Origin of the sequence: Paenibacillus aestuarii (assembly GCF_027789125.1) — a bacterium.
Taxonomy (GTDB): Bacteria; Bacillota; Bacilli; order Paenibacillales; family NBRC-103111; genus Paenibacillus_E; species Paenibacillus_E aestuarii.
Genome location: NZ_JAQFVF010000023.1, coordinates 137,253 through 157,927, shown reverse-complemented (window position 1 = coordinate 157,927; position 20,675 = coordinate 137,253). Strand labels below are relative to the sequence as shown.

At 47.1% G+C, this 20,675-nt stretch carries 16 protein-coding genes and 1 riboswitch; of the genes, 15 read left to right on the top strand and 1 reads right to left on the bottom strand.

The window, feature by feature from the left end; all coding sequences use genetic code 11:
* Nucleotides 1-2 precede the first annotated feature (2 nt).
* On the top strand, nt 3-536 hold the full coding sequence (locus O9139_RS09300; protein WP_270879183.1) for an HXXEE domain-containing protein: 534 nt from the start codon (nt 3-5) through the stop codon (nt 534-536).
* 137 nt (nt 537-673) lie between these two features.
* Nucleotides 674-1,393 carry a YebC/PmpR family DNA-binding transcriptional regulator gene (locus tag O9139_RS09295; protein WP_270879182.1) on the top strand — a complete coding sequence of 240 codons (720 nt, stop codon included), beginning with the start codon at nt 674-676 and terminating at the stop codon, nt 1,391-1,393.
* A 54-nt stretch (nt 1,394-1,447) separates the two neighbouring features.
* On the opposite strand, the gene O9139_RS09290 is transcribed toward O9139_RS09295, so the two are convergent.
* Nucleotides 1,448-1,894 (bottom strand): hypothetical protein, encoded by a 447-nt coding sequence (locus tag O9139_RS09290; RefSeq protein WP_270879181.1) that lies wholly within the window; start codon nt 1,892-1,894, stop codon nt 1,448-1,450.
* A 144-nt stretch (nt 1,895-2,038) separates the two neighbouring features.
* Nucleotides 2,039-2,099, top strand: a riboswitch (Fluoride riboswitch).
* A 70-nt stretch (nt 2,100-2,169) separates the two neighbouring features.
* Here O9139_RS09290 and O9139_RS09285 point away from each other — a divergent pair.
* The 13 genes from O9139_RS09285 to O9139_RS09225 all read left to right on the top strand — a co-directional run bounded on the left by O9139_RS09285 (nt 2,170) and on the right by O9139_RS09225 (nt 20,668).
* Entirely contained in the window at nt 2,170-3,477 is a 1,308-nt protein-coding gene (locus tag O9139_RS09285) for a voltage-gated chloride channel family protein (RefSeq protein ID WP_270879459.1), read from the top strand.
* 539 nt (nt 3,478-4,016) lie between these two features.
* Nucleotides 4,017-4,934 (top strand): ATP-dependent DNA ligase, encoded by a 918-nt coding sequence (locus O9139_RS09280; protein ID WP_270879180.1) that lies wholly within the window; start codon nt 4,017-4,019, stop codon nt 4,932-4,934.
* A 206-nt stretch (nt 4,935-5,140) separates the two neighbouring features.
* Nucleotides 5,141-6,739 carry a type 2 periplasmic-binding domain-containing protein gene (locus O9139_RS09275; protein ID WP_270879179.1) on the top strand — a complete coding sequence of 533 codons (1,599 nt, stop codon included), beginning with the start codon at nt 5,141-5,143 and terminating at the stop codon, nt 6,737-6,739.
* 130 nt (nt 6,740-6,869) lie between these two features.
* Complete coding sequence (locus O9139_RS09270; RefSeq protein ID WP_270879178.1) at nt 6,870-7,082, top strand: hypothetical protein; 213 nt, start codon at nt 6,870-6,872, stop codon at nt 7,080-7,082.
* A gap of 575 nt (nt 7,083-7,657) precedes the next feature.
* Nucleotides 7,658-9,556, top strand: coding sequence for a glycoside hydrolase family protein (locus tag O9139_RS09265; protein ID WP_270879177.1), 1,899 nt, complete (start codon nt 7,658-7,660; stop codon nt 9,554-9,556).
* 174 nt (nt 9,557-9,730) lie between these two features.
* Nucleotides 9,731-10,705, top strand: coding sequence for an acetylxylan esterase (locus O9139_RS09260; protein WP_270879176.1), 975 nt, complete (start codon nt 9,731-9,733; stop codon nt 10,703-10,705).
* A 735-nt stretch (nt 10,706-11,440) separates the two neighbouring features.
* Nucleotides 11,441-13,120 (top strand): cache domain-containing sensor histidine kinase, encoded by a 1,680-nt coding sequence (locus O9139_RS09255; protein WP_270879175.1) that lies wholly within the window; start codon nt 11,441-11,443, stop codon nt 13,118-13,120.
* A gap of 16 nt (nt 13,121-13,136) precedes the next feature.
* Complete coding sequence (locus O9139_RS09250; protein WP_270879174.1) at nt 13,137-14,639, top strand: response regulator transcription factor; 1,503 nt, start codon at nt 13,137-13,139, stop codon at nt 14,637-14,639.
* Between the two features lie 94 nt (nt 14,640-14,733).
* Complete coding sequence (locus tag O9139_RS09245) at nt 14,734-16,692, top strand: ABC transporter substrate-binding protein (RefSeq protein ID WP_270879173.1); 1,959 nt, start codon at nt 14,734-14,736, stop codon at nt 16,690-16,692.
* Nucleotides 16,693-16,803: 111 nt separating this feature from the next.
* Nucleotides 16,804-17,802, top strand: a complete 999-nt coding sequence (locus O9139_RS09240) for an ABC transporter permease (protein ID WP_270879172.1) — start codon at nt 16,804-16,806, stop codon at nt 17,800-17,802.
* Nucleotides 17,803-17,810: 8 nt separating this feature from the next.
* Nucleotides 17,811-18,635 carry an ABC transporter permease gene (locus O9139_RS09235; protein ID WP_270879171.1) on the top strand — a complete coding sequence of 275 codons (825 nt, stop codon included), beginning with the start codon at nt 17,811-17,813 and terminating at the stop codon, nt 18,633-18,635.
* Between the two features lies 1 nt (nt 18,636).
* Nucleotides 18,637-19,641 carry an ABC transporter ATP-binding protein gene (locus O9139_RS09230; protein WP_270879170.1) on the top strand — a complete coding sequence of 335 codons (1,005 nt, stop codon included), beginning with the start codon at nt 18,637-18,639 and terminating at the stop codon, nt 19,639-19,641.
* Nucleotides 19,619-20,668: an ABC transporter ATP-binding protein gene (locus tag O9139_RS09225; RefSeq protein ID WP_270879169.1), complete on the top strand. Its 1,050-nt coding sequence runs from the start codon at nt 19,619-19,621 to the stop codon at nt 20,666-20,668. The genes O9139_RS09230 and O9139_RS09225 overlap by 23 nt, the downstream gene beginning before the upstream one ends.
* Nucleotides 20,669-20,675: the final 7 nt, after the last annotated feature.

Genomic DNA, 20,675 nt, shown 5'->3' with positions numbered 1-20,675 from the left:
TTATGCTAGAATGGCTGCAATTGAACATCAATCTGTCGACACTCATCTGGTTATTTCCGGCTACGTTCATGCTGCATGATTTCGAAGAGATTATATTCGTAGAAGCATGGTTTAAAAAGTATGGCAGTCATGTAGCGGCGAGAGTTCCATTCCGCATGCAAAAGGTTTTCGCCGATATGGCGCTGGTCACTTCCGCCCGTTTTGCAATCCCTGTGCTGCTGCAATTCGTCGTATATATTGGCGCCAGTTATTTGGCTGCAGAGAAACAGATTGTTGGTCCGTTCGTCGGCTTCAATCTGCTGCTTTTTCTGCACATTTTCACCCATGTCGGTCAGAGTTTGTTATTCAGGGTCTATGCCCTCGGGACTTTGACCGCCGTGCTGATTACATTGCCTTATAGTTTATATGTTGGCTACCGTTTGCTGCTCGAAGGGATCATTGATTATGGAGATTTCATAAGGTATGCACCGTATGGGCTGGTGACGATAGGGATCGTTCTGGCGGGTCATCGTATAGCGCGCGAGGTGTTGCGCTGAAGGAGTCGGAGTGCGCTGCGCAGGGAGCAAATAGGAGCGGGACGGCGCTCGCTGTGAAGATTTGATATTAATTTTTCCATATTGGAACAAAATCGGTTATAATATAAGGTGAAATCAATATAGAAAGTGGGATCATCGTGGGCCGTAAGTGGAATAACATTAAAGAAAAGAAAGCCAGTAAAGATGCAAATACAAGCCGTATTTATGCCAAATTCGGTCTTGAAATCTATGTAGCTGCGCGGAAAGGGGAGCCGGATCCGGAAGCGAACCGTGCCCTGAAAGTCGTACTTGAACGTGCGAAGACATACAACGTGCCTAAAGCGATTATCGACCGTGCCATCGATAAAGCCAAAGGCAGCTCGGATGAGATTTATGAAGAGCTTCGCTATGAAGGATTCGGACCGAACGGTTCTATGGTGATCGTGGATGCGCTGACCAATAACGTGAACCGGACCGCTCCTGCTGTTCGTTCTTGCTTTACGAAAAGCGGCGGGAACATGGGTGTAAGCGGCTCTGTATCGTATATGTTCGATCAGACGGCCGTTATCGGTATCGAAGATAAAAGCATGGATGAAGTGATGGAGATTTTGCTGGAAGCGGATGTTGACGTTCGCGACATCGTGGAGGAAGATGAAACGGTGATGGTGTATGCCGATCCGGAGCAATTCTCCGCTGTGCAAGAAGCGTTCAAGCAAGTGGGCATCACGGAATTTGCGATCGCTGAGGTCACAATGCTCGCACAGAACTTCGTAACTTTGCCGGAAGATGGACAAGCACAATTCGAAAAGCTGATTGACGCCCTGGAAGACTTGGAGGATGTTCAGCAAGTTTATCATAACGTGGAGTTTGAAGACTAAAGCATCGGAGGAACTCACTTTTTGTATGGAAACTCATACAAGGAGTGGGTTTTTTTATGATTTTTTTCTTAGGAAAAATAAATGCCATCTAATAAAGAGCGTGCCCAATAGATAGAAGGGTGCTGAATACCATAATTTCCAACCTTTTGGGACAATATAGCCGGTTAACGTACAAAGCCACTCATAGAAAATTGAAAAAAGCACGACAGCTACCAGATATAGGATGAAGCTCTTTTTACTTCGGGGCATAAAGTTTAAAATAATGATTGCTGCTGAAGGGGCAAGAGTTGCTTGTAAGGGCAAGTCAAAGAAATCAATGGCGGGTTCATTGCCAAAGTCGTAAAGATCGAAAATGACACCCAATATGAGATCGGTATACACCGTTAAAGCGGCCATCCAGCCCCAAGTAATATAGATTTCTCGTCTGGAGAGATATTTAGGCATGAACCAAATGATGAAAAGTGCGATTATGAATGTGAAATAAGGCAAAATGAACTCCATATATGTAACCACCAGTATGCAAAGTGAAGTACTTAATCAGTTTTCACCAAATTCGATTTGAAATAAACGTCCGATCCGATTGTACGTCCACCTTTCAAATATAATTGACATGAACGGCAAAGGTCGCTTATAGTATAAAATAGTAATCGAATAGGCGATGGAGTTCGCCGTTAACCGCCATTGTGCTAATGACTCCTACCAGTTTATTTGACATGGACTGGTAGGATTTTTTGTTTTTATCATCATTTTTAAAAGGAGAGACGAGCAGTTTGAAAATGTTCTTTGAAGGCCAAGCATTAAGAGTCAGGGGCTATGCGGAAAGATGGATTCATGTTGGTATCTTGGTTTCATTACTCAAATGGCTTGTATTAGGTGGACTTGTAGGAATCTTTACTGGCTCCGCATCAGCGCTGTTCCTAGCGAGTTTAGATTGGGCAACGAACACGCGAACTACCCATACATGGTTATTATGGCTTTTGCCTATTGGCGGTGCTGTTGTCAGTTACCTATATTTGAAGTTTGGCAAAGATTCATCCAAAGGCAATAATCTTATCCTCGAGCAAATTCATGAAGGCAATGGCACGATCCCTTTTCGAATGGCACCTCTCGTTTTGTTCGGAACGATAATAACGCATCTTTTCGGTGGTTCGGCAGGACGTGAAGGAACGGCGGTACAAATGGGGGGCAGTTTATCCGAATGGATTGGTAAACTTTTTAAATTAAACTCCCATGACCGTAAAATCATTTTGATGTGCGGCATTAGTAGCGGCTTTGGCTCAGTTTTCGGCACTCCATTGGCAGGTACGGTTTTCGGTCTTGAGGTTCTTGTGATTGGTCTTATACGATACGAAGCCCTGATTCCCTGCTTCATAGCAAGTTTTGTAGGCGATAAAATGACAACAGCTTGGGGGATCCAACATTTACATTATCACATGGGCATAGTACCTGGCTTTAGTACCCTACTCTTATTGAAAGTCGTATTTGCAGCCGTCTTGTTCGGGTTAACAGGTTTATTGTTCAGTAAACTTACCCATCGTCTAAAAGCTATATTTTCGAAGCTATTTAAGAATCCTGTCATGAAAAGTTTTTGCGGTGGATTCGTTATTATTGGGATGGTCTATCTGCTTGGCACAAGAGCATATCTAGGCTTGGGTATACCGCTCATTCAACAGTCATTCAATGAAAGTGTATCTCCCTTAACCTTTTTGCTGAAAACACTCTTTACGTCAGTTACGTTAGGAGCGGGTTTCCAAGGCGGAGAAGTAACTCCATTATTTGCAATCGGTTCGACTTTGGGAAGTGCATTGGCACATTATTTGCATTTATCTGTTCCATTCTTAGCGGCAATTGGTTTTATCTCTGTTTTCAGTGGTGCAACCAACACCCCTCTTGCTTGTTTCATTATGGGAATCGAACTGTTCGGGGCGGAAGGTGCTGTATATATGTTCATCGGTTGCATTATTAGTTACTTGTTCTCAGGTCATACAGGCATATATGTAGCCCAAAGAATCGGTATTTCAAAAAGTAGGGAAGTCATCATCGAGGAAAATGCTACGCTTGGTTCTCAGCATACCAAAAAGTAATCGCGATTAGGAGGGACGTTTTGTACCCACGCGTGAATACATTGGGTATTACGGTTTAAATTTATTGCTTGAGAGTGTGATAGAGAAAGCATCATGTTCGATAATTACGCGCTCAGAGTATACGGTAGATTCCAATTTAAATTTGCATGACCATTTTTATGGATATTTTAATGAAGGATTTGAATATGTCGGGTTAATACCAATTTTTTTCGTATATCCGGCTGTTTCCATCATCTATCTGAATTTGTATCCTAATGGAAAGCCTATGCGGCAGCAGATTGGTTTTATTACGTTTCATGGCACCTATGGAATTCTTTGTTGATCTATCCATTTTTGTTAGTCATGTTGGTACTCAATTATAAATTTATTCGGCGATTGTGGGAAAGGGGCTATGGGTAAGTCAGTTCCGTTATAGTCGCATTGCTGGAGTAATTGCCAAGGAATAACTAGTAAAAATCCCGTCCACAATGGAATAAGGTGCGAGGTTAGATATTAACAAACCGGATTAATAAAATTGATTTAGCCGGGAGGCACATACGATGCTTTTCACGCCCATCAAGCCGATGCTTGCGAGCAGCTGGACAAGTCCATTTGACGATGCCAATTACATATTTGAGCCCAAATGGGACGGCTCACGCATCCTGCTGCATAAACAGGGCAGCCGGATCGAAGCCTACACGCGAAACGGGAGCAAGGTGACGAGCCAATTTCCGGAGATCGGGCTGGTCGGCGCTGGGATCAAGCTGCATTCGGCGATCTTGGACTGCGAAGGCATTGTCATCCGGGGCGGGCAAGCATGTTTCGATGATGTTTCGTACAGGCTGCGCCTCAGCCAGTCGATGAAAATCAAGCAGGCTGCCGGCACGCATCCCGTGACGTTTGTGGCGTTCGACCTCCTATACTCGGACCGGCCGCACGTGGATGAACCACTAGTAACCCGCAAAGCGCGGTTAATGGATGCCATCGAAACGACGCCTGTGCTTATGCCGACGATGTACGTCGAAGATCAAGGGCAGGCGATGTTTGACGTTACGCGCGAGCAGGGCATGGAGGGGATGATCGCCAAGCGAAAAGATACGGCGTACGTGCAAGGCGTCAGAAGCGCCGACTGGCTGAAAATGAAGCATGCCCGAACGATCGATGTCATGATTCTGGGCTACAAGCTGAACCCCTTTGAGCTTGTAATTGGGCTCAATTTTAGAACGGTAAAGCATAAGCCTGTCGGTTTTGTCAGGGATGGATTTACGGAGCACGATCAGGCGGTGTTTGTTAAGCTAGCGCAAAAGCTGTCGACAAGGATGGATCAACAAACCTATTGGATGGAGCCCCCACAGTTGTGCTGCCGGATCACGTATCTGGATCGATCAGACACGCACCAGCTTGGGTCTACAGTCTTTGTTCAGTTTTTGCCCGAAAAAGATCCTGAAACTTGCATATGGCCATCATCAGGTACCTAAAAAAAACACGATCCGATCTAAAGGAATTCTATAGTGTGGATGGGCGTGCAAGCTTTACTATTAATGCATAAGTTGGCAGCGCTTACATTCAGGAGAGTTGCAGAATTGCCGTACACTTATTACACTGTGCAGCCGGATTTAACAGAAAGCAAAGCTGAATCGCGTGCTTTCGTTTAATCATATAATGAACAGGAATGAGGGGTACGATGAAAAAATGGAAGTGGATGGCAAGTACAGTGGCGGTTGCCTTAACCGTCGGTACGATTGGCTGCTCGAATCCGAGTACGAACAACGCTACAGGCACGAATGCTCCGGTCAATTCCTCAGAGACACCGAAGGCTGCAGCAGAAACGCCTAAGGCACAGCAAGGCCCCACGAAATTTAGCATCTCTTTGCGCACGCTGAACTTTGATTACGTGGAGAAGGCCGTCAATAATCTGAATGATGACAAATGGGTCAAAGAGTTAGAAAAGAAAACGAATTCGGATCTGGATATCCGCCTCGTTCCGCACGCTGAATTTGAGAAGAAGATGATTCAAATGTTTGCAACAGGCGATATACCGGAAGTTGTGCAGGCGAATGCCAGCACCACAGGCAAAGAGCTCGCGGGATCCGTGCAAGCCGGCGTATTTTTGGATCTAACCGGTCTGCTCAAGCAGTACGGTCCGAACTTAATGAAAGCAATCCCGCAAGCCGCATGGGATGAAGTGACGCTGAACGGCAAAATTTACGCGATCCCGGAATTTATTTCCCAACCCTCCCGCCGTTCAACATGGGTACGGGAAGATTTGATGAAGAAGGCTGGTATCACGAAGGATCCGAAGACGGTCGAGGAATACATGGATATGCTGCGCTCCTTCAAAAAGCTTGGCGTCGAGAACCCGTTCATGGGACGCCAAGACTTCAAATACGCAGACTTATTCTTTGGGGCGTATGACGTTTACCCTTATTCCAGCCAGTATGAAGTTGTGAACGGCACTGTTCAACCGAAATTTTTCGATACGGAAAATATGGAAAAGGCGCTGCAAACGTATAAAACGATGTTCGACGAAGGTCTGATCAATAAAGAATTCGCAACGATTAATCCGACGAATTTTAAAAATATTATTTTGCAAGGAAAAGCCGGCATGTGGGAAATGAATGCGCAAGAGATGCTGCAATGGCAGACTCAACTGCAGCAGGCTGTTCCGGATGCCAAGATCAAAATTATTCCTTCTCCAGCCGGTACGGACGGGAAGGGCGGCGGCTACTTATACTCTTCAGGCGCACGAGCGTACTTCATCAACGCGAAAACACCGAAAGAGAAGCTTGCCGGTATCATCAAGTTCTTCGACTGGCAAGTGACGGAAGAAGCCGATAAGTGGTTTGATCTCACACTGCCGATCGATCCAAAGACGGATGCTGAAGTATCCGAACAGCGCTATTTAAGCGGCTTCCTGCATATGGTGAAGGACGATGCCTACCGCAAACAAATTCTAGGTGCGACGCCTGCGGGCCAAGAACTGCTGAAGACGTTCGAAACGATTTTGCCGAATGAAGGACGTGGTGGCCTTGAGTTCGATCCTGCGCTGCAAACGATGCAAAAAAATCCCGATATCGCGCCTTTATCCGATACGCCTCCGCCGGTATTGCTAACACATATGGTGAAAATGGTCTACGGTAAAGAGCCAATCACGGATTGGCCGAAGGTCATTGAAGAATGGAAAAGCAAAGGCGGCAATGATGCTTTGAAGGAAGCGAACGATCTGTTCCAGAAGAAAAGCGGATTTAAGCTGCGCGGTCCGGAAGCGCAGAAATGGAAGTAAGTGAAAGACAAAACCGTCTTCCTGGAGATGATTCAGGGAGGCGGTTTTTGTGTATCCGTAGTATCATTGATAGAGGCGCAGGCAATCCTATAGAGGAAATTTCATAATTATGGAAGGAGTGGCGCGTTACATGGACGCAAAAGAAGAATTTGAAGAGCAGTTGATCCGCAAGCTCACAGAAGGCGAGATCGCGCAAGAGGACACGGAAGAAGAAGCGCGAAAACGGCTGCCGATGAAATCAGAGTTTCGTATTCAGGCCCAGGTGGATCCGGTGCAAGAGGAAACGAAGCAGTATAGAAAAATGGCGGATGAAATCGATGACCGTTACGATAAGTATAATTAAACCTATAAGCCGTGTGAGGATGAACCTCGCGCGGCTTTTTATTAAGTAATGATTTATAAGTTCGCATTCATAGAGCCTTCCAGGACGTGGATATTTTCTTCAGGTCAGCTCTATAACAAAAATATTTTAACTTAGGCTATGTTCCGGAAGTGCTGCATTTATGTGAAAGCGTCTACATGTAAACACCGCCGCAAAAAGGACACTCAAGGAATCGCTGGAATTACTCAAGATGTTCGAAGGGTACCGCTCTTCGCCGCCAGGGACGATGATCACGGTGAATGCCCCCGATACGTCAGTTCACATAGATGACCGCAGCCTGGAATGGCTGCGGTTGCTTTTCGTGCTTCAACCATCATGAGGTTAACTGCAGGTTCATAGGTTGTATAGAAGGGAAGTGGACCGGCCTTGGCCCTTGCTGGAAAAAGAGAAGACTGGATGTGAGCTTAAAAATGAGATCTAGGAATCTAGGGTTCGATCCAAATTTGAGCCGATTTGTAAAGCGGATCACTTGCGATGCAATTGGAACAGTATCACCTGCATATACCATGCACAGATTGGATGCACATGTCAGTCACATGCGTTTGAACTTTGTGCTGCCCGAATCTATTCGGCAGGATGATTGGCAGCTGGAGCTTGAGCCCGCATTTACGCCAACGTTTCATTGGGCGCCGCATCTGACGCCGACGGATCAGCATATTATTGATCAGCACAGCTTTCGCTCACCGGCCTTAATCGCTCAGGACGAGCGGCAATTATTGATCTTGATTCCCGATTTGGATCTCATGCTTGAAGGGAGCCCAGTGCGTTGGTACATGGACCTTGATGCGTCCCGTCAGATTATTAAGCTCGGGATGAGCGAATATCAAGTGAGTGGACATGTACTGTATGAACGGAAAGAAGGGGCGGTTTATCCTCAAGGCGAGGTGAAGATCGGCTTCTACTTGATGACATTCGAAGAACCGGAAATGTTGGCGAATCCGTGGAGACCAGTTTTAAGTTTCTTATGGGAAAAATGGGGCTCTCCGCTGGTACGTTCTGGCGCTCCGCTTCCGATGTCGGCAGCGAGACATGTTCAGCATGCCTATCACTGGGCCTTCCAATCGTGGAAAGAGGCGGTGTGGCAGCAATTTGAGCTAAACGGGGCGACGGTCGGAGCCTGCACGTTTATTGTAAATGTGACACAAAGCCCCAATTACCCGGGAACTGTCAACGAGCGTGAAATGCGCTCGATTTGGAATCAGGCTTGGTTCAGCTCGCTCCGCTCCGCGCAAGGTGTATACCGCTACGGCAAAGAAATCGGCGACGAGAGCCTTATTCGCAAAGCAAATATGACGAAGGAATTGGCGCTATCAGCGCCACAGCGCAGCGGATTTTTTCCGTCTGTGATCGCGACGGAGATGGAGCAGATTGAAGTTGGCGGCAAGTTGGTGAATCGCTCCAAAGGTTGGGAAACTGCGCACTGGGGAAATTCCAATCGCAATCCTATTCAAGCATGGCAATCTGTTAAGGATGCACCTTACCATGTTTTGGATATGAGTTGGACAGCTCTATTAATGCTGCGATGGTATGAATCCTTTGACAAGGATGTGCGTCTGCTTGCCTATGCGCGCAGCTATGCTGAAGCGTTGATTGAGCTGCAGGATGATAGAGGCTTTTTCCCTGCATGGTTGGATGCGCACAGTTTGGAACCGCTTGATATTCTAAGTGACTCTCCTGAAACCTCGCTTTCAGCGACTTTCTTGCTTAAGCTTGCTCAGCTCACCGGCAATGAAACTTTTGCGAGTTGCGCTTTGCGGGCAGCGGATGCAGTTGTGCGGGAAATCGTCCCAGTAGGCCGTTGGGAAGATTTTGAAACTTATTGGTCATGCAGTTCATTCGGGAATAAAGACCATGTCGGCCTTAAGTTCAGTCGCAACAATATGTATAAACAATGCAATTTCTCGATGTTCTGGACGGCTGAAGCGCTGCTCGCATGTTACGAATATACGAAGGAAATTAGGTATTTACAACTTGGCGAACGCTGTCTGGACGAGATGCTGATGACACAAGCCTCCTGGCAGCCGCCTTACATTCACGTTCAGGCGCTTGGCGGTTTCGGTGTCATGAACTGCGATGGCGAGTGGAACGATTCGCGTCAAAGTTTATTTGCTGAACTTATATTAGCATATGGGAAAGAGCTGGGCCGAGAGGAGTATGTGGAGCGGGGGATAGCCGCCTTGAAATGCGCTTTTGTCATGATGTACTGCCCAGAAAATCCCGAATCGATGAAGCAGTGGGAACATGCTTATCCGTTTTTCAATGAGCGGGATTATGGATTTATGATGGAAAATTACGGCCATGGGGGCGCTGTTAACGATAAGGGCCTCGGTATCGGTGAATTTACGATTTTCGATTGGGGCAACGGGGCTGCTGCGGAAGCTTACTTGCGGATTAAAGCTCGATATCCGGAACTTGTGTCCTCATATGGGCTTTAACGGGTGACTGAAGTGATGACCGAAATTAGGCTATTGTGCCTGGTTTCGGTTTTTTGTTTGTGTTTGTGTTTGCGTGCTGTGGTATGGCTGCTAGTGGAACTGTTTCTATTTCAGCTGCTTTTTTTGTGGTAGAATGGGCGTATTGGTTGAATTTGGCTGGGAAGGAAGAATGGGATGGGCTATATCGAAGAGAAAACAAAGGACTTATATGCCTATTTACCTGCATTAACGAAGAAAGATGATTTTGAACACTTTTGGGCCCGTACGATCGCGCAGGCGAAGGACGTTCCGCTACGTGCCGAGCGAGCGGAAGTCGACTACCCGAGTCCGCACGTGAAAGTGTACGCGATATCTTACAATGGTATGGATGAAACGCGAATTCATGGATGGTTCATTGTCCCTTCTTTTATCGGTAAAACAAGTTATCCATGCCTAATTCATTATCACGGATTTTCTGGTAGTCGTGGCAAGCCATCGGATTATATGCATTGGGTAACGATGGGATTTGCTGTTCTGGCCGTCGATTGCCGGGACCAAGGCGGTAGCACGGGGAATAGCGCTGCGTATTCTCACGGTTTTACGACCAATGTGGCCAGCAAAGGGATTCATAACAAGGACGAGTATTACTACCGTTTTGCTTATATGGATGGCTTAAAAGCGATCGATATGGCTGTTACGCAGCCGGAAGTTGATCAGGAGAAGCTTGTGATCGAGGGCGGCAGCCAAGGCGGAGCTTTGGGCATGGCGGTATGTGCACTGGATGACAGGCCGGCACTAGCGCTGGTCGATGTGCCAAGCAACAGCGATCTCGTCAGCCGCATTGAGGGCAATCACGGCGCGTTTGCCAGCGTAGCTGATTATTTGAAAATGCATCCTGAACAGACGGATCTTGTCATGGATAATCTTAGCTATTTTGACACGATGAATATGGCGGACAAAATCAAATGCCCTGTATTTGCTTCTGTTGCGCTAAAAGATGAAACTTGCCCGGCGCAAATGTATTTTGCCACTTATAATCGCATTCAAAGTGAGAAGGAGATCATCATGTATCCTTTCAATGGGCACGAAGGCGGTGGGTCTACGCATACGGAAGCGAAGCTGGCATATTTGGAGAAGCATTATGCGGATTGGTTTCGTTTGTTTACATAATAAATATGATGTAAACATGATTGGGGCTTATCCGCGACTTGCAAAGCGGAAAATCCGCGTTAGCGTTCAAGCGGGCACGTGCGAGATGACCTGCAGCGTGGCATATCCGCGCTAGAACCGCTTTCTGCGCCCCAGCGCGTGCCGACTCGCGCACCTTCGGATAGCTGCAATGCGCCGCTGAGCTCTAGACCTAGTTTCTAAAGAAAAATTTATATTTAAATCGACACGTTTCAACATTTCTCCCGCCGAGGTCCTTGGTATATTAGGTATATCATACTACTGGACTGAGGGGATCGATAAACATGCCTAGTTATTATTTTCGAGAATTATGGACGCCGCTAAAATATATTGGGATTCGGTTTTATCGGGACGAAGAGTATGACTTGTGGGTGAAATACTGGAGCAAGCCGAAACAATTAATCAAATAACATGCCCTTTTTACTATGGGATGGCCCAAGACTACCATGCGAATGGTAGTCTTTTTGATATTTTCGACGAAGCATCGACACAGGTTGACAGTGGAGACCGTGAAACAATTGGTTCTTGACGGTTGTTGGGTTGTGGTTTAAAATACATGTAATCGTTTACACATGCTATTCACAAGGCTTTTCACATTGTTGTTCAAGTACATTTTCATATGGATCTTTGCATGGCAATTCACTTGTTTTTCACGAAGCTGTGCAGGTGACTGTGCATACGGCTAAATTATTCGCGGATTAGCCAAAGGAGGAGATGATGGGGGGCTTACGATTACGCACAATCAAGTCGAAAATCATCGCGGTGTTTATCGGTTTTACCTGTATGGTCGTGATGCTGCAATTCGGCATCTTTCAGCAGTGGATAGGCACGATGATTTTGGATAACTCAGAATCCTACTTTCAAGAAACTGTCCATCAAATCGGCAAACGGATGGAATTGCAGCTAAAGCAGTTTCGCACAATGGCCGAAGGCATTGGCCGTAATCAGGTCGTCATTAACTATTTGGCTGATTTAAAATTTCAGCAGATCAATTATCAGATCGCCAAGTACAAAATTAACTATGAGGTGCTGCGGGTCACTAAGCTCGATTGGGTCGATAACATGGTGATCTATCCAGTCTACGATCCTCCAATAAACTTATATTATACAGTTCCAGTCTTTGACCCGGAGCCGTCCATCGAGAATATGCTGCAGTCGAACTATAATCCGCCGCAAAAGTCGTTATTATGGATGCGCTTACATAATTCAACGAACCAAATATCCGCCATTATCCCTATTGATGAAAATGGACGATTAGGGGTATTATCGATCGGCTTGAAGCCGGCCATTTTCAGTGAAATTTTGGATGAAGCGAAGATTGGCAAGCATGGAACTGTTTATGTGGTCAAAGATGGCGTGATCGTCTATGCGCAAGATCCAGCTTTGATCGGTGTTTCTGTATCGAAGCTCCAGCAAGACCGGGACACACAAGTCGAGTACACGATGGATGAAGCGGGTTGGACCCTTATAGGTAGAGTGCCGCAGTCCGAATTGTGGAATCAGATCACGAAGTTCAATCGCATTTTTGTGCTGATGGTCATCGTGCTGCTGGCAGCGATTATGTGCTTCGCCATCGTCGCGATGCGTCTGGTGCTGAGGCCGTTGAAGATCATTATTAAAGGGATGGAGCGTGTCCAGCAAGGTGATCTGACCGTGGTGTTAGCACATAAGAACGAAGATGAGTTCGGCCGCATATTGGATCATTTTAACTATATGGTTGAGCGGATTCAAGGGTTGATCCAGACGATCTATAAGCAGCAAAGGCATCAACGCAAAGCGGAAATATTGAGTTTGCTAGCCAAGCTTAATCCTCATTTCTTATATAACTCGCTGGATATGATCTACTGGAAAGCGATTATGAAAGGCGAAGACGAGATTGGCAATACGATTGTCGCACTTTCCAATATTTTACGTTACTCCATTTCGCAGAAGGACGAATTTGTGCCTGTGGCGGAAGATATGAAACAGCTAGAAAGCTATTTGCAAATTCAAAAACTAAGGTTTGAGGATAAGCTTCACTATCATTTTGATATTCCACCGGCAATGAAGAACTGCCAAATTCCGAAGCTGCTCATCCAACCTCTTGTTGAGAATGCGATTAAATATGCGTTTCGCGATATGAAAGACGAGGGATGTATGACGATTTGCGGGCAGCTTGAGGACGGTGATCTCGTTTTCCATGTCATCGATAACGGGATCGGAATGTCGTCGGAGAAAGTGGAAAAGCTCATCGCATCCTGCGAGATGCAAAGTGAGGAGACCGGCATCGGGATTCGCCTCGTTCATCAACGAATCGTTTATTTGTACGGTGAGGGCTACGGAATCTCGATCAACAGCGAAATAGGCAGGGGTACAACCGTAAGTCTAAGGCTTGGGGAAAGAAAATTATTGATATAAAGAGGGGGCTCTTTATATGTTAAGGATTTTGCTTGTCGATGATGAAAGAACCGTGCTGAATGGATTATCGCACATATTAAACAAATATTGTCCCAACTACGAGATTGTCGGTATGGCCCAGCATGCCAAGGATGCTTTGCAGCTTATGCAGTTTACACCGGTGGATGTGGTCATTACGGATGTTTCGATGCCAGAAATGGATGGCATTGAACTGACCAAAACGATTGAGTTCTTATATCCGCATGTGTCTGTCATCATTTTGAGCGGACATGCGGATTTTGAGTTTGTCCGGCAAACGATGAAGCACGGTGCCTGCGACTATTTATTGAAGCCTTGCAACTATCAGACGATTTTGGAGCTTCTGCAAAAAATCGAGGATCGGGTAGCCGAGCAGGGGGAGGAGTCCCTGGGGCGAGCGAAAAAAAATGCGCTTCTAGCCGCGCTGCAGGGCAAGCAAGCGCTATCCGATGCCCTCTTTCCCATCCATCGGAATTACCGGCTGATTCTGATTACTGCTGCCGGGAATCGTCATCTTATCTCGGAGAAAGAAATTGTGCCTATACTGGAAAAGATCAGTGTCAAGGAGGATGTGTACGAATGCGTTTCGCTTGGCAGCGAAGGGCTGATTGTCATCTGGGCGACCCGTGACGAGACTCCGCTCCATGAAAGGTTGTATACGTGCCGGCAAAACTTAATCCAACAAGGCTGGATCACGCATTGGGCGATCAGCGATGTGATTTCTGACAAGTTGTCGTTGAAGGACGCTTTTGCCCACTGTAAGAAAATGGCGGATTTCCTTTCTTTCCATGAGGAAGCTGCTGTGCTCTCAGCAGATCGCTTTGAGACTTATTTGAATAAGCAAAAGCAGATTGGCGTCCATGATTATTTTTCCTTTCAATCGATCAGCAAACATCTACAATCTGGCGATGCGGTAAAGCTCAAAATATATTTGGATACGAGCTTGCATGAAATTCGCGAGCGCCATATCCGGTGGGAGCCGAATAAGCTCAGGAACGAATTGCTCAAAGAATTGCTGCAGCTGGAGCAATGCCTGGTCGAACATGGCTACCGGCCGAGCGCGATGGAAGCTGTTGATTATGTGAAGGAGTTAAATCAAATCTTAACGCAGAGAGAACTGTTCGATTGGTTACATAAAGTGATTTTCGCTATCTTGAAGGATACGCAGGACGAAGAACAGACACCGCATTATATTGTGACAGCGATCAAATTCATGGAGAGGCACTATATGGAAGAGATCGATCTGAAACGGATATCGGAGGAAGTCTATCTCAATCCTTGGTATTTCAGCAGTCAATTTAAAAAGTACATGCAGCTTTCGTTCAGCGAATATTTGAACCATATGCGGGTTAAAATCGCCAAACAATTTTTGAAGCAAAAAGATTTGAAAGTGTATCAAGTCGCTGAAATGGTCGGCTTTCAAGATGCGGCTTATTTCAGTACCGTGTTCAAGAGTATAGAGAGCATGAGTCCGAAAGACTTCCAGAAAACGGTTTCATAAGAACCCAATCCTTTTACAAGAAATCAAATGTTTTTCAAAAGTTTATGGAAAAGCAAGTGATAAACTGAAGGAAATCAGATGAAGGAGGGTTTCAATGAAACGTAAAAAAGCAGTGATCAGCGCTATGCTCACCACGTTAGTTTTGCTTTCCGCGTGTGAATCAGGGGGTACGACAACGGATAATGCATCAACGAATCAACCTTCAAGCACTGGGCAAGGCGCAAGCCAGGGTCAAAGCCAAGGTCGGATGACCGAAGTCGGTACACCGAGAAATCAGACGCTCGTCGTCGATATTCTTAGCGGTAAAGCCGCCGACCCCGACAGGATGAACCCATACATGCCGGGGGCCGTGCCAATGGACAGCGGGCTGCACCAATTGGTCTACTCGAACCTGTGGGAGATCGATACGGTGAAAGGCCAACAAATTCCTGACTTGGCTGCGACGTTCCCACAAGCTACGGACAGCTCGAACACGAAATTTACGTTTAAGCTGCAAGAAGGCTTGACATGGTCCGATGGTACAGAGTTTACTTCCGCAGACGTGGAGTATACAGCCAATATGCTGTTGAAGACCAAAGATCTCGGCTACAGCGGTTATTTCTCAAGTTTGGTGAAAAGTATGAAAGCGGTTGATAAATATACCATTGAAGTGGAGACTGTAAATCCGGAAACACGTCTGGCGCAAAAACTTGGCGTTGTCATCTGGGGAACCTCCTTCAGGGTGATGCCGAAGCATATTTGGGAAAAAGAAGATCCGACGAAGTTTAAATTCACAGACCCAGTCGGTATAGGTCCTTATAAATTAAAGCAGCACGATCCACAAGGCAACTGGATGCTGTATGAGAAACGGACAGATTGGCAGAAGAGTGACGTCGGTAAACTGGTTGGCGAGCCAGGGCCTCAATACATTTTATTCCAATCTTTCGGACCGGAAGAGAAGCGGATCATGGCAGCTATCGGGCATGATATGGACATTCTTCAAGATATTACGCCGGAAAGCTGGGATGTGCTGCGCCAGAAGAACGAGTTTGCCAAAGCTTGGTACAGCAACTTCCCTTATGCGGACATGAATGACCCTTGCGAACGCGGGATGTCCTTCAATGCTTCCAAAGCGCCTTATGACAACGCTGATGTTCGTTGGGCTTTAACGCTGATGACTGATATCAAGAACGTCTCGATGGCTACCTTCGGTGGTATGCTGCGCGTGTCGCCGATCATGGCTCCGCCAATTTCCGTTCTGCAGGAAGCCTACCATAAACCAATGACTGATTGGCTGAAAAACTTCCAATTGAGCGATGGCTACAAACCGTTCGATCAAAGCTACGCATCCGGTATGGTGGATATGCTGAAGCAGCAAGGCGTAAAAGGGCTGCCAACGGATAAGGATGCAATCGATACATTTGGTGTTGGCTGGTTCAAATATGATCCTGCGGAAGCGGCCCAATTGCTGCAAAAAGCCGGATTTAAGAAAAATGGCGACAAATGGCTGAAACCGGATGGCACCCCTTGGAAGTTGACGATCAATGCGCCGGCTAACTTTGAAGTAGAATCAATGCGTTTGGCTTTTGCGGTTGCTGACAGCTGGAGAAAGAACGGCGTAGATGTAAACGTACAGCAAATGGACGCAGCTACGTTCTGGGACAGCGAATCGACAGGCAACTTCGAAGTTGGCTCCTACTGGCCAGCATGCGGTTTGCTTCCAGATACGACGTCCAACTTGCAAGGCTGGCATAAGCAATACATCGTTCCTAACGGCAAGCAAGCGCCAGGCAACCGTAATCGTTGGGCCAATGATAAAGTAAGCTCACTGATCGACGAATTGAACGGATTGAAGAGCGATGATCCGAAAGTCATTGCCGATATTACGGATATCCATAAAGAATTCGTCAAAGGCATGCCGTTTATCCCGATGTTCGGTACGTCCAAGTTCGTCCCTGTCGATACGTACTACTGGCAAGGTTTCCAAACCGCAGATAATCAATTCGAAGGTCCTTGGTGGTGGTGGTCGCAGTTTAAGTTCTACACCCCACACTACAAGCCTACCGGCAAGTAATAGCCAGCTGTAAGCTTTGCTCCAGCCAGTCCTGCATACTGACATCATGCTACGCCGGTACGCAGGCTGGTTGTATCAAGCAGGGGCGATCGAGGAGGGAGAGGCGTTCCCATGGGATTTTATAAATTTTTGCTATCCAGAGTTGTGACATTCTTGTTGGTTGTATTTATCGGGATTACGACGGTGTTCTTCGTGCCCAGGTTTTTGCCGTCTGACCCTGTCGAAGCTATGATTGGCCAAATGACGTCGAAGTCAGCTTTCATGGATCCCAAAGCGGTGGCAACACTGCGTGAAACGTTGAATCAGTCGTTTGGTCTCGAAGGCTCGGCGTTCGAGCAGTACCTCGGATTTTTTAAACGCGTTGTGATTACCCACGACTTCGGTCCGTCGCTTGCGAACTACCCCGCACCGGTCAATGAACTTATCGGTCGTGCATTGCCTTGGACAATGGGTCTGCTGCTGACGTCCACGCTGATCTCTTGGGTCATCGGGAATGCGATCGGCCTGCTTGCCGGATTCCGCAAAAACAAAATGTACTCCAAAGCGCTTGAAGCGATCTCTATCGCGCTGTATCCGATTCCTTATTACATTTTCGCATTAGTCCTGATCATGCTATTTGCTTATGTGCTGCCGATTTTCCCGTTATCCGCCAATTTTCAAGGACATGGCTTCACTTGGCCGCATATCAAAAGTTTGATCATCAACTCCACGCTGCCTGCCCTGTCGATGATATTGGTTGGCACAGGTTGGTGGGTAATTAGTATGAAGACTTTATCGGCAGGGATTGCCGAAGAAGATTATGTGCATTTCGCCCGGCTTAAAGGGTTGAAGGAATCCAAAATCATGAGTAAATATGTGCTGCCTAACGCTGCGCTTCCGCAAGTTACGATGCTGGCCTTGCAGATTGGGACGATTTTCAACGGTGCACTTGTGACTGAAATTTTGTTCGGGTATCCAGGAGTCGGAACATTAATCTACAGCGGGATTCTACAAGCGGACTACAACTTAATTATGGGAACAATCACCATTTCCATTATCGCCGTTGCCGGTGCGACGTTTATCGTCGACTTGTTGTACCCATTCCTAGATCCTCGAGTTCGATATAAATAGGAGGGCTCATGAAAAATTGGAACCTTCGTCTGAAGATCGGTGTCTTCGTTATCGTGATTTTTCTAATTCTCGGCTTCATCCTGCCGTTGTTCAACTCGGGTAATCCGATGGAATGGGGGACCTATCCGAAAAATTTGAAGCCCAGCGCCGCACACTGGTTCGGGACTACTAATCTCGGCCAGGATACGTTCTGGCTGCTTGCCAAATCGATTCAGAACTCCTTCATTATCGGTTTGCTCGTAGCTTTCTTCGCGACGGTCATCGGCGCGATTCTCGGACTGCTCGCCGGCTTCAAAGGCGGCTTCCTCGATCGACTGATCACGCTGCTCACTGACTCGTTCATCGTCATACCGTCCTTGCCGATTCTGATTCTGCTTGGCACGATGCTCAAAGGCAGAGCTTCGCTGCTGTACATTGCCATCATTCTCATTATTTTCAACTGGCCCTGGCCGGCCAGACAGCTTCGCGCGATGGCGTTGTCACTGCGTGAACGCGAGTTCATTTCGACAGCACTGTTCTCCGGTATGGGCACGTTCAAAATTATTGTCAAAGAGATTTTCCCCTTTGTCGCAGGCTGGTCCATCGCCAACTTTGTTAACACGATTCTCGTCGCGATCGGCTCTGAATCGGGTTTAGCTGTTATCGGCATGTCCAGTAACGAAAAAGCGACGCTGGGGACAATGATCTATTGGGCCAATCAGCATCAAGCGATGTTAGCCGGACGTTGGTGGTGGATCGGCTCCCCCGTCATCGCCATCGCCCTGATCTTTATTGCCCTGTTTCTGACAATGACAGGATATCAGCAATATTCTGCGTTAAGGAGAGGGAAATAATATGTTGAGACTTAATCAGGTGAGTGCGCAATATAACATGCTGAACGGTTATGTGAAAGCTGTGGACCGGGTCCATTTTGATGTGAAAAAAAATGAAATCTTCGGCATCGCCGGCGAATCCGGCTGCGGCAAATCGACGTTGCTGAAGGTTATGTATGATCTGATCAGCTATCCGCTCGAAATCTCGCATGGTTCTGTGGAGATTCATTCCCAAGATAAGAACGGTCAAACGACGATACATACGAATGGCAGCATTCATAAAAGCTGGTGGAAAGTGATTTCGTATGTGCCGCAAGGGGCCATGCACGTAATGAATCCGGTGGCACGGATTAAAGACCAATTTTTTGACGCCATCAGCAAATATCATGACAAGAAAGACAAAAAAGAGCTGCAAGCGGAAATCACACGCTACTTACAGGAATTGGAACTTCCACCGGAGGTACTGAAGGCATATCCGCATCAACTCAGCGGAGGGATGCGTCAGCGAGTGCTCATCGCCCTGGCTACGTTTCTGCACCCTGACATTGTGCTTGCCGACGAGCCGACAACAGCGCTGGATGTCGTCGTGCAGAGAGGCATCTTAACGATGTTATCCACCGTGCAGAAAAAAATGAAAAACTCGATGGTCATCGTCTCCCATGACATGGGCGTCCACTACCAGATTACGGATCGCATGGGCATTATGTATGCCGGGCAAATGATTGAAGTGGGGCCGACGGAACAGATTTTCAACAACCCGCAGCATCCTTATACGAAAATGCTCATCCATGCGCTGCCGAAAGTCGGTGACAACTCGCAAAAAGAAGGGATCCCGGGAACGCCGCCTTCCTTGCGCGAACCGCCGACCGGTTGCCGGTTTGCAGCGCGCTGCCCGCATGCGATGGAGCTGTGCCGCATCTCCGACCCTGCCCGGGTCACCGTTGGCGAAGACCATTATGCCAGCTGCCATCTGCTGGACTACGGAATCGGAGGGGGGAATCACGGTGCGGCCTATCTTACAAATTAACGACGTATCGCGGACGTTTAAGCTTGGCGGCATGTTTTTCGGCAAAAAAATTGCTGCAGTCGATCAAGTGGCGATTGAGCTCCCCGGCGATAAACCGCAAATTATGAGCATCGTGGGCGAGTCCGGAAGCGGCAAAACGACGCTGGCCAAACTGATTCTGCGGCTGCTGGACCCTTCTTCCGGCACTATCGTCCTTGATGGTGTGCCATTATCTGCTTATAACAAGCGTGATAAACGGAAGGAATTTTTGAAGAAAGTCCAGCCGATCTTCCAAAATCCGTTCACTTCATTCAGCGCGAGGAAAACGGTGGATACGTACTTATTTGAAACAGCGATGAACCTGGATGTAGCTGCCAATAAGAAGGAAGCGCTCGCCGTCGTGACCGACGTGCTGAAGTCGGTAGGTTTAGAATACGCCCATATAAAAGGGAAGTACCCGAACCAGTTCTCGGGCGGGGAGCTGCAGCGAATTTCCATTGCTCGGGCGTTAATCCCCAAGCCCAGCTTGATCGTTGCCGATGAGCCCGTGGCGATGATCGACGCCTCGCTGCGTATGAATATTGTCAACTTGTTCAAGAAGCTGAAAGATGAATATAACGTCAATTTTATCTATATCACGCATGATTTGTCCACGGCTTATTACGTGAGTGATTACATCGCCACGATGTATAAAGGTAACCTCATTGAGTTCGGCCATGCGCGTAATATTTTGAACAATCCGTCGCATCCATATACGGAGCTGCTGCTGGATTCGATTCCGAGGGTGGGGAAGAAGTGGGCCGAGGATGCGCTGCTGGCGGATTTTGAAAGCAAGCAGGAGAGTGAAGCAGGCTGCAAATTTGCCGGCCGCTGTCCGTATGCCAAAGATGTTTGCCATTCTGTAGAACCGTATATGGTCCATTTGGATACCGAACACAAGGTGCTCTGCCTGAAGCATAACGATTACAAAACAGGCAACCTGGCGTTCGTCCATAAGAATTCCAATCACTCGGACAAGAAAGACAATTCGCATTCCATATCTGGTTAAAATGAGG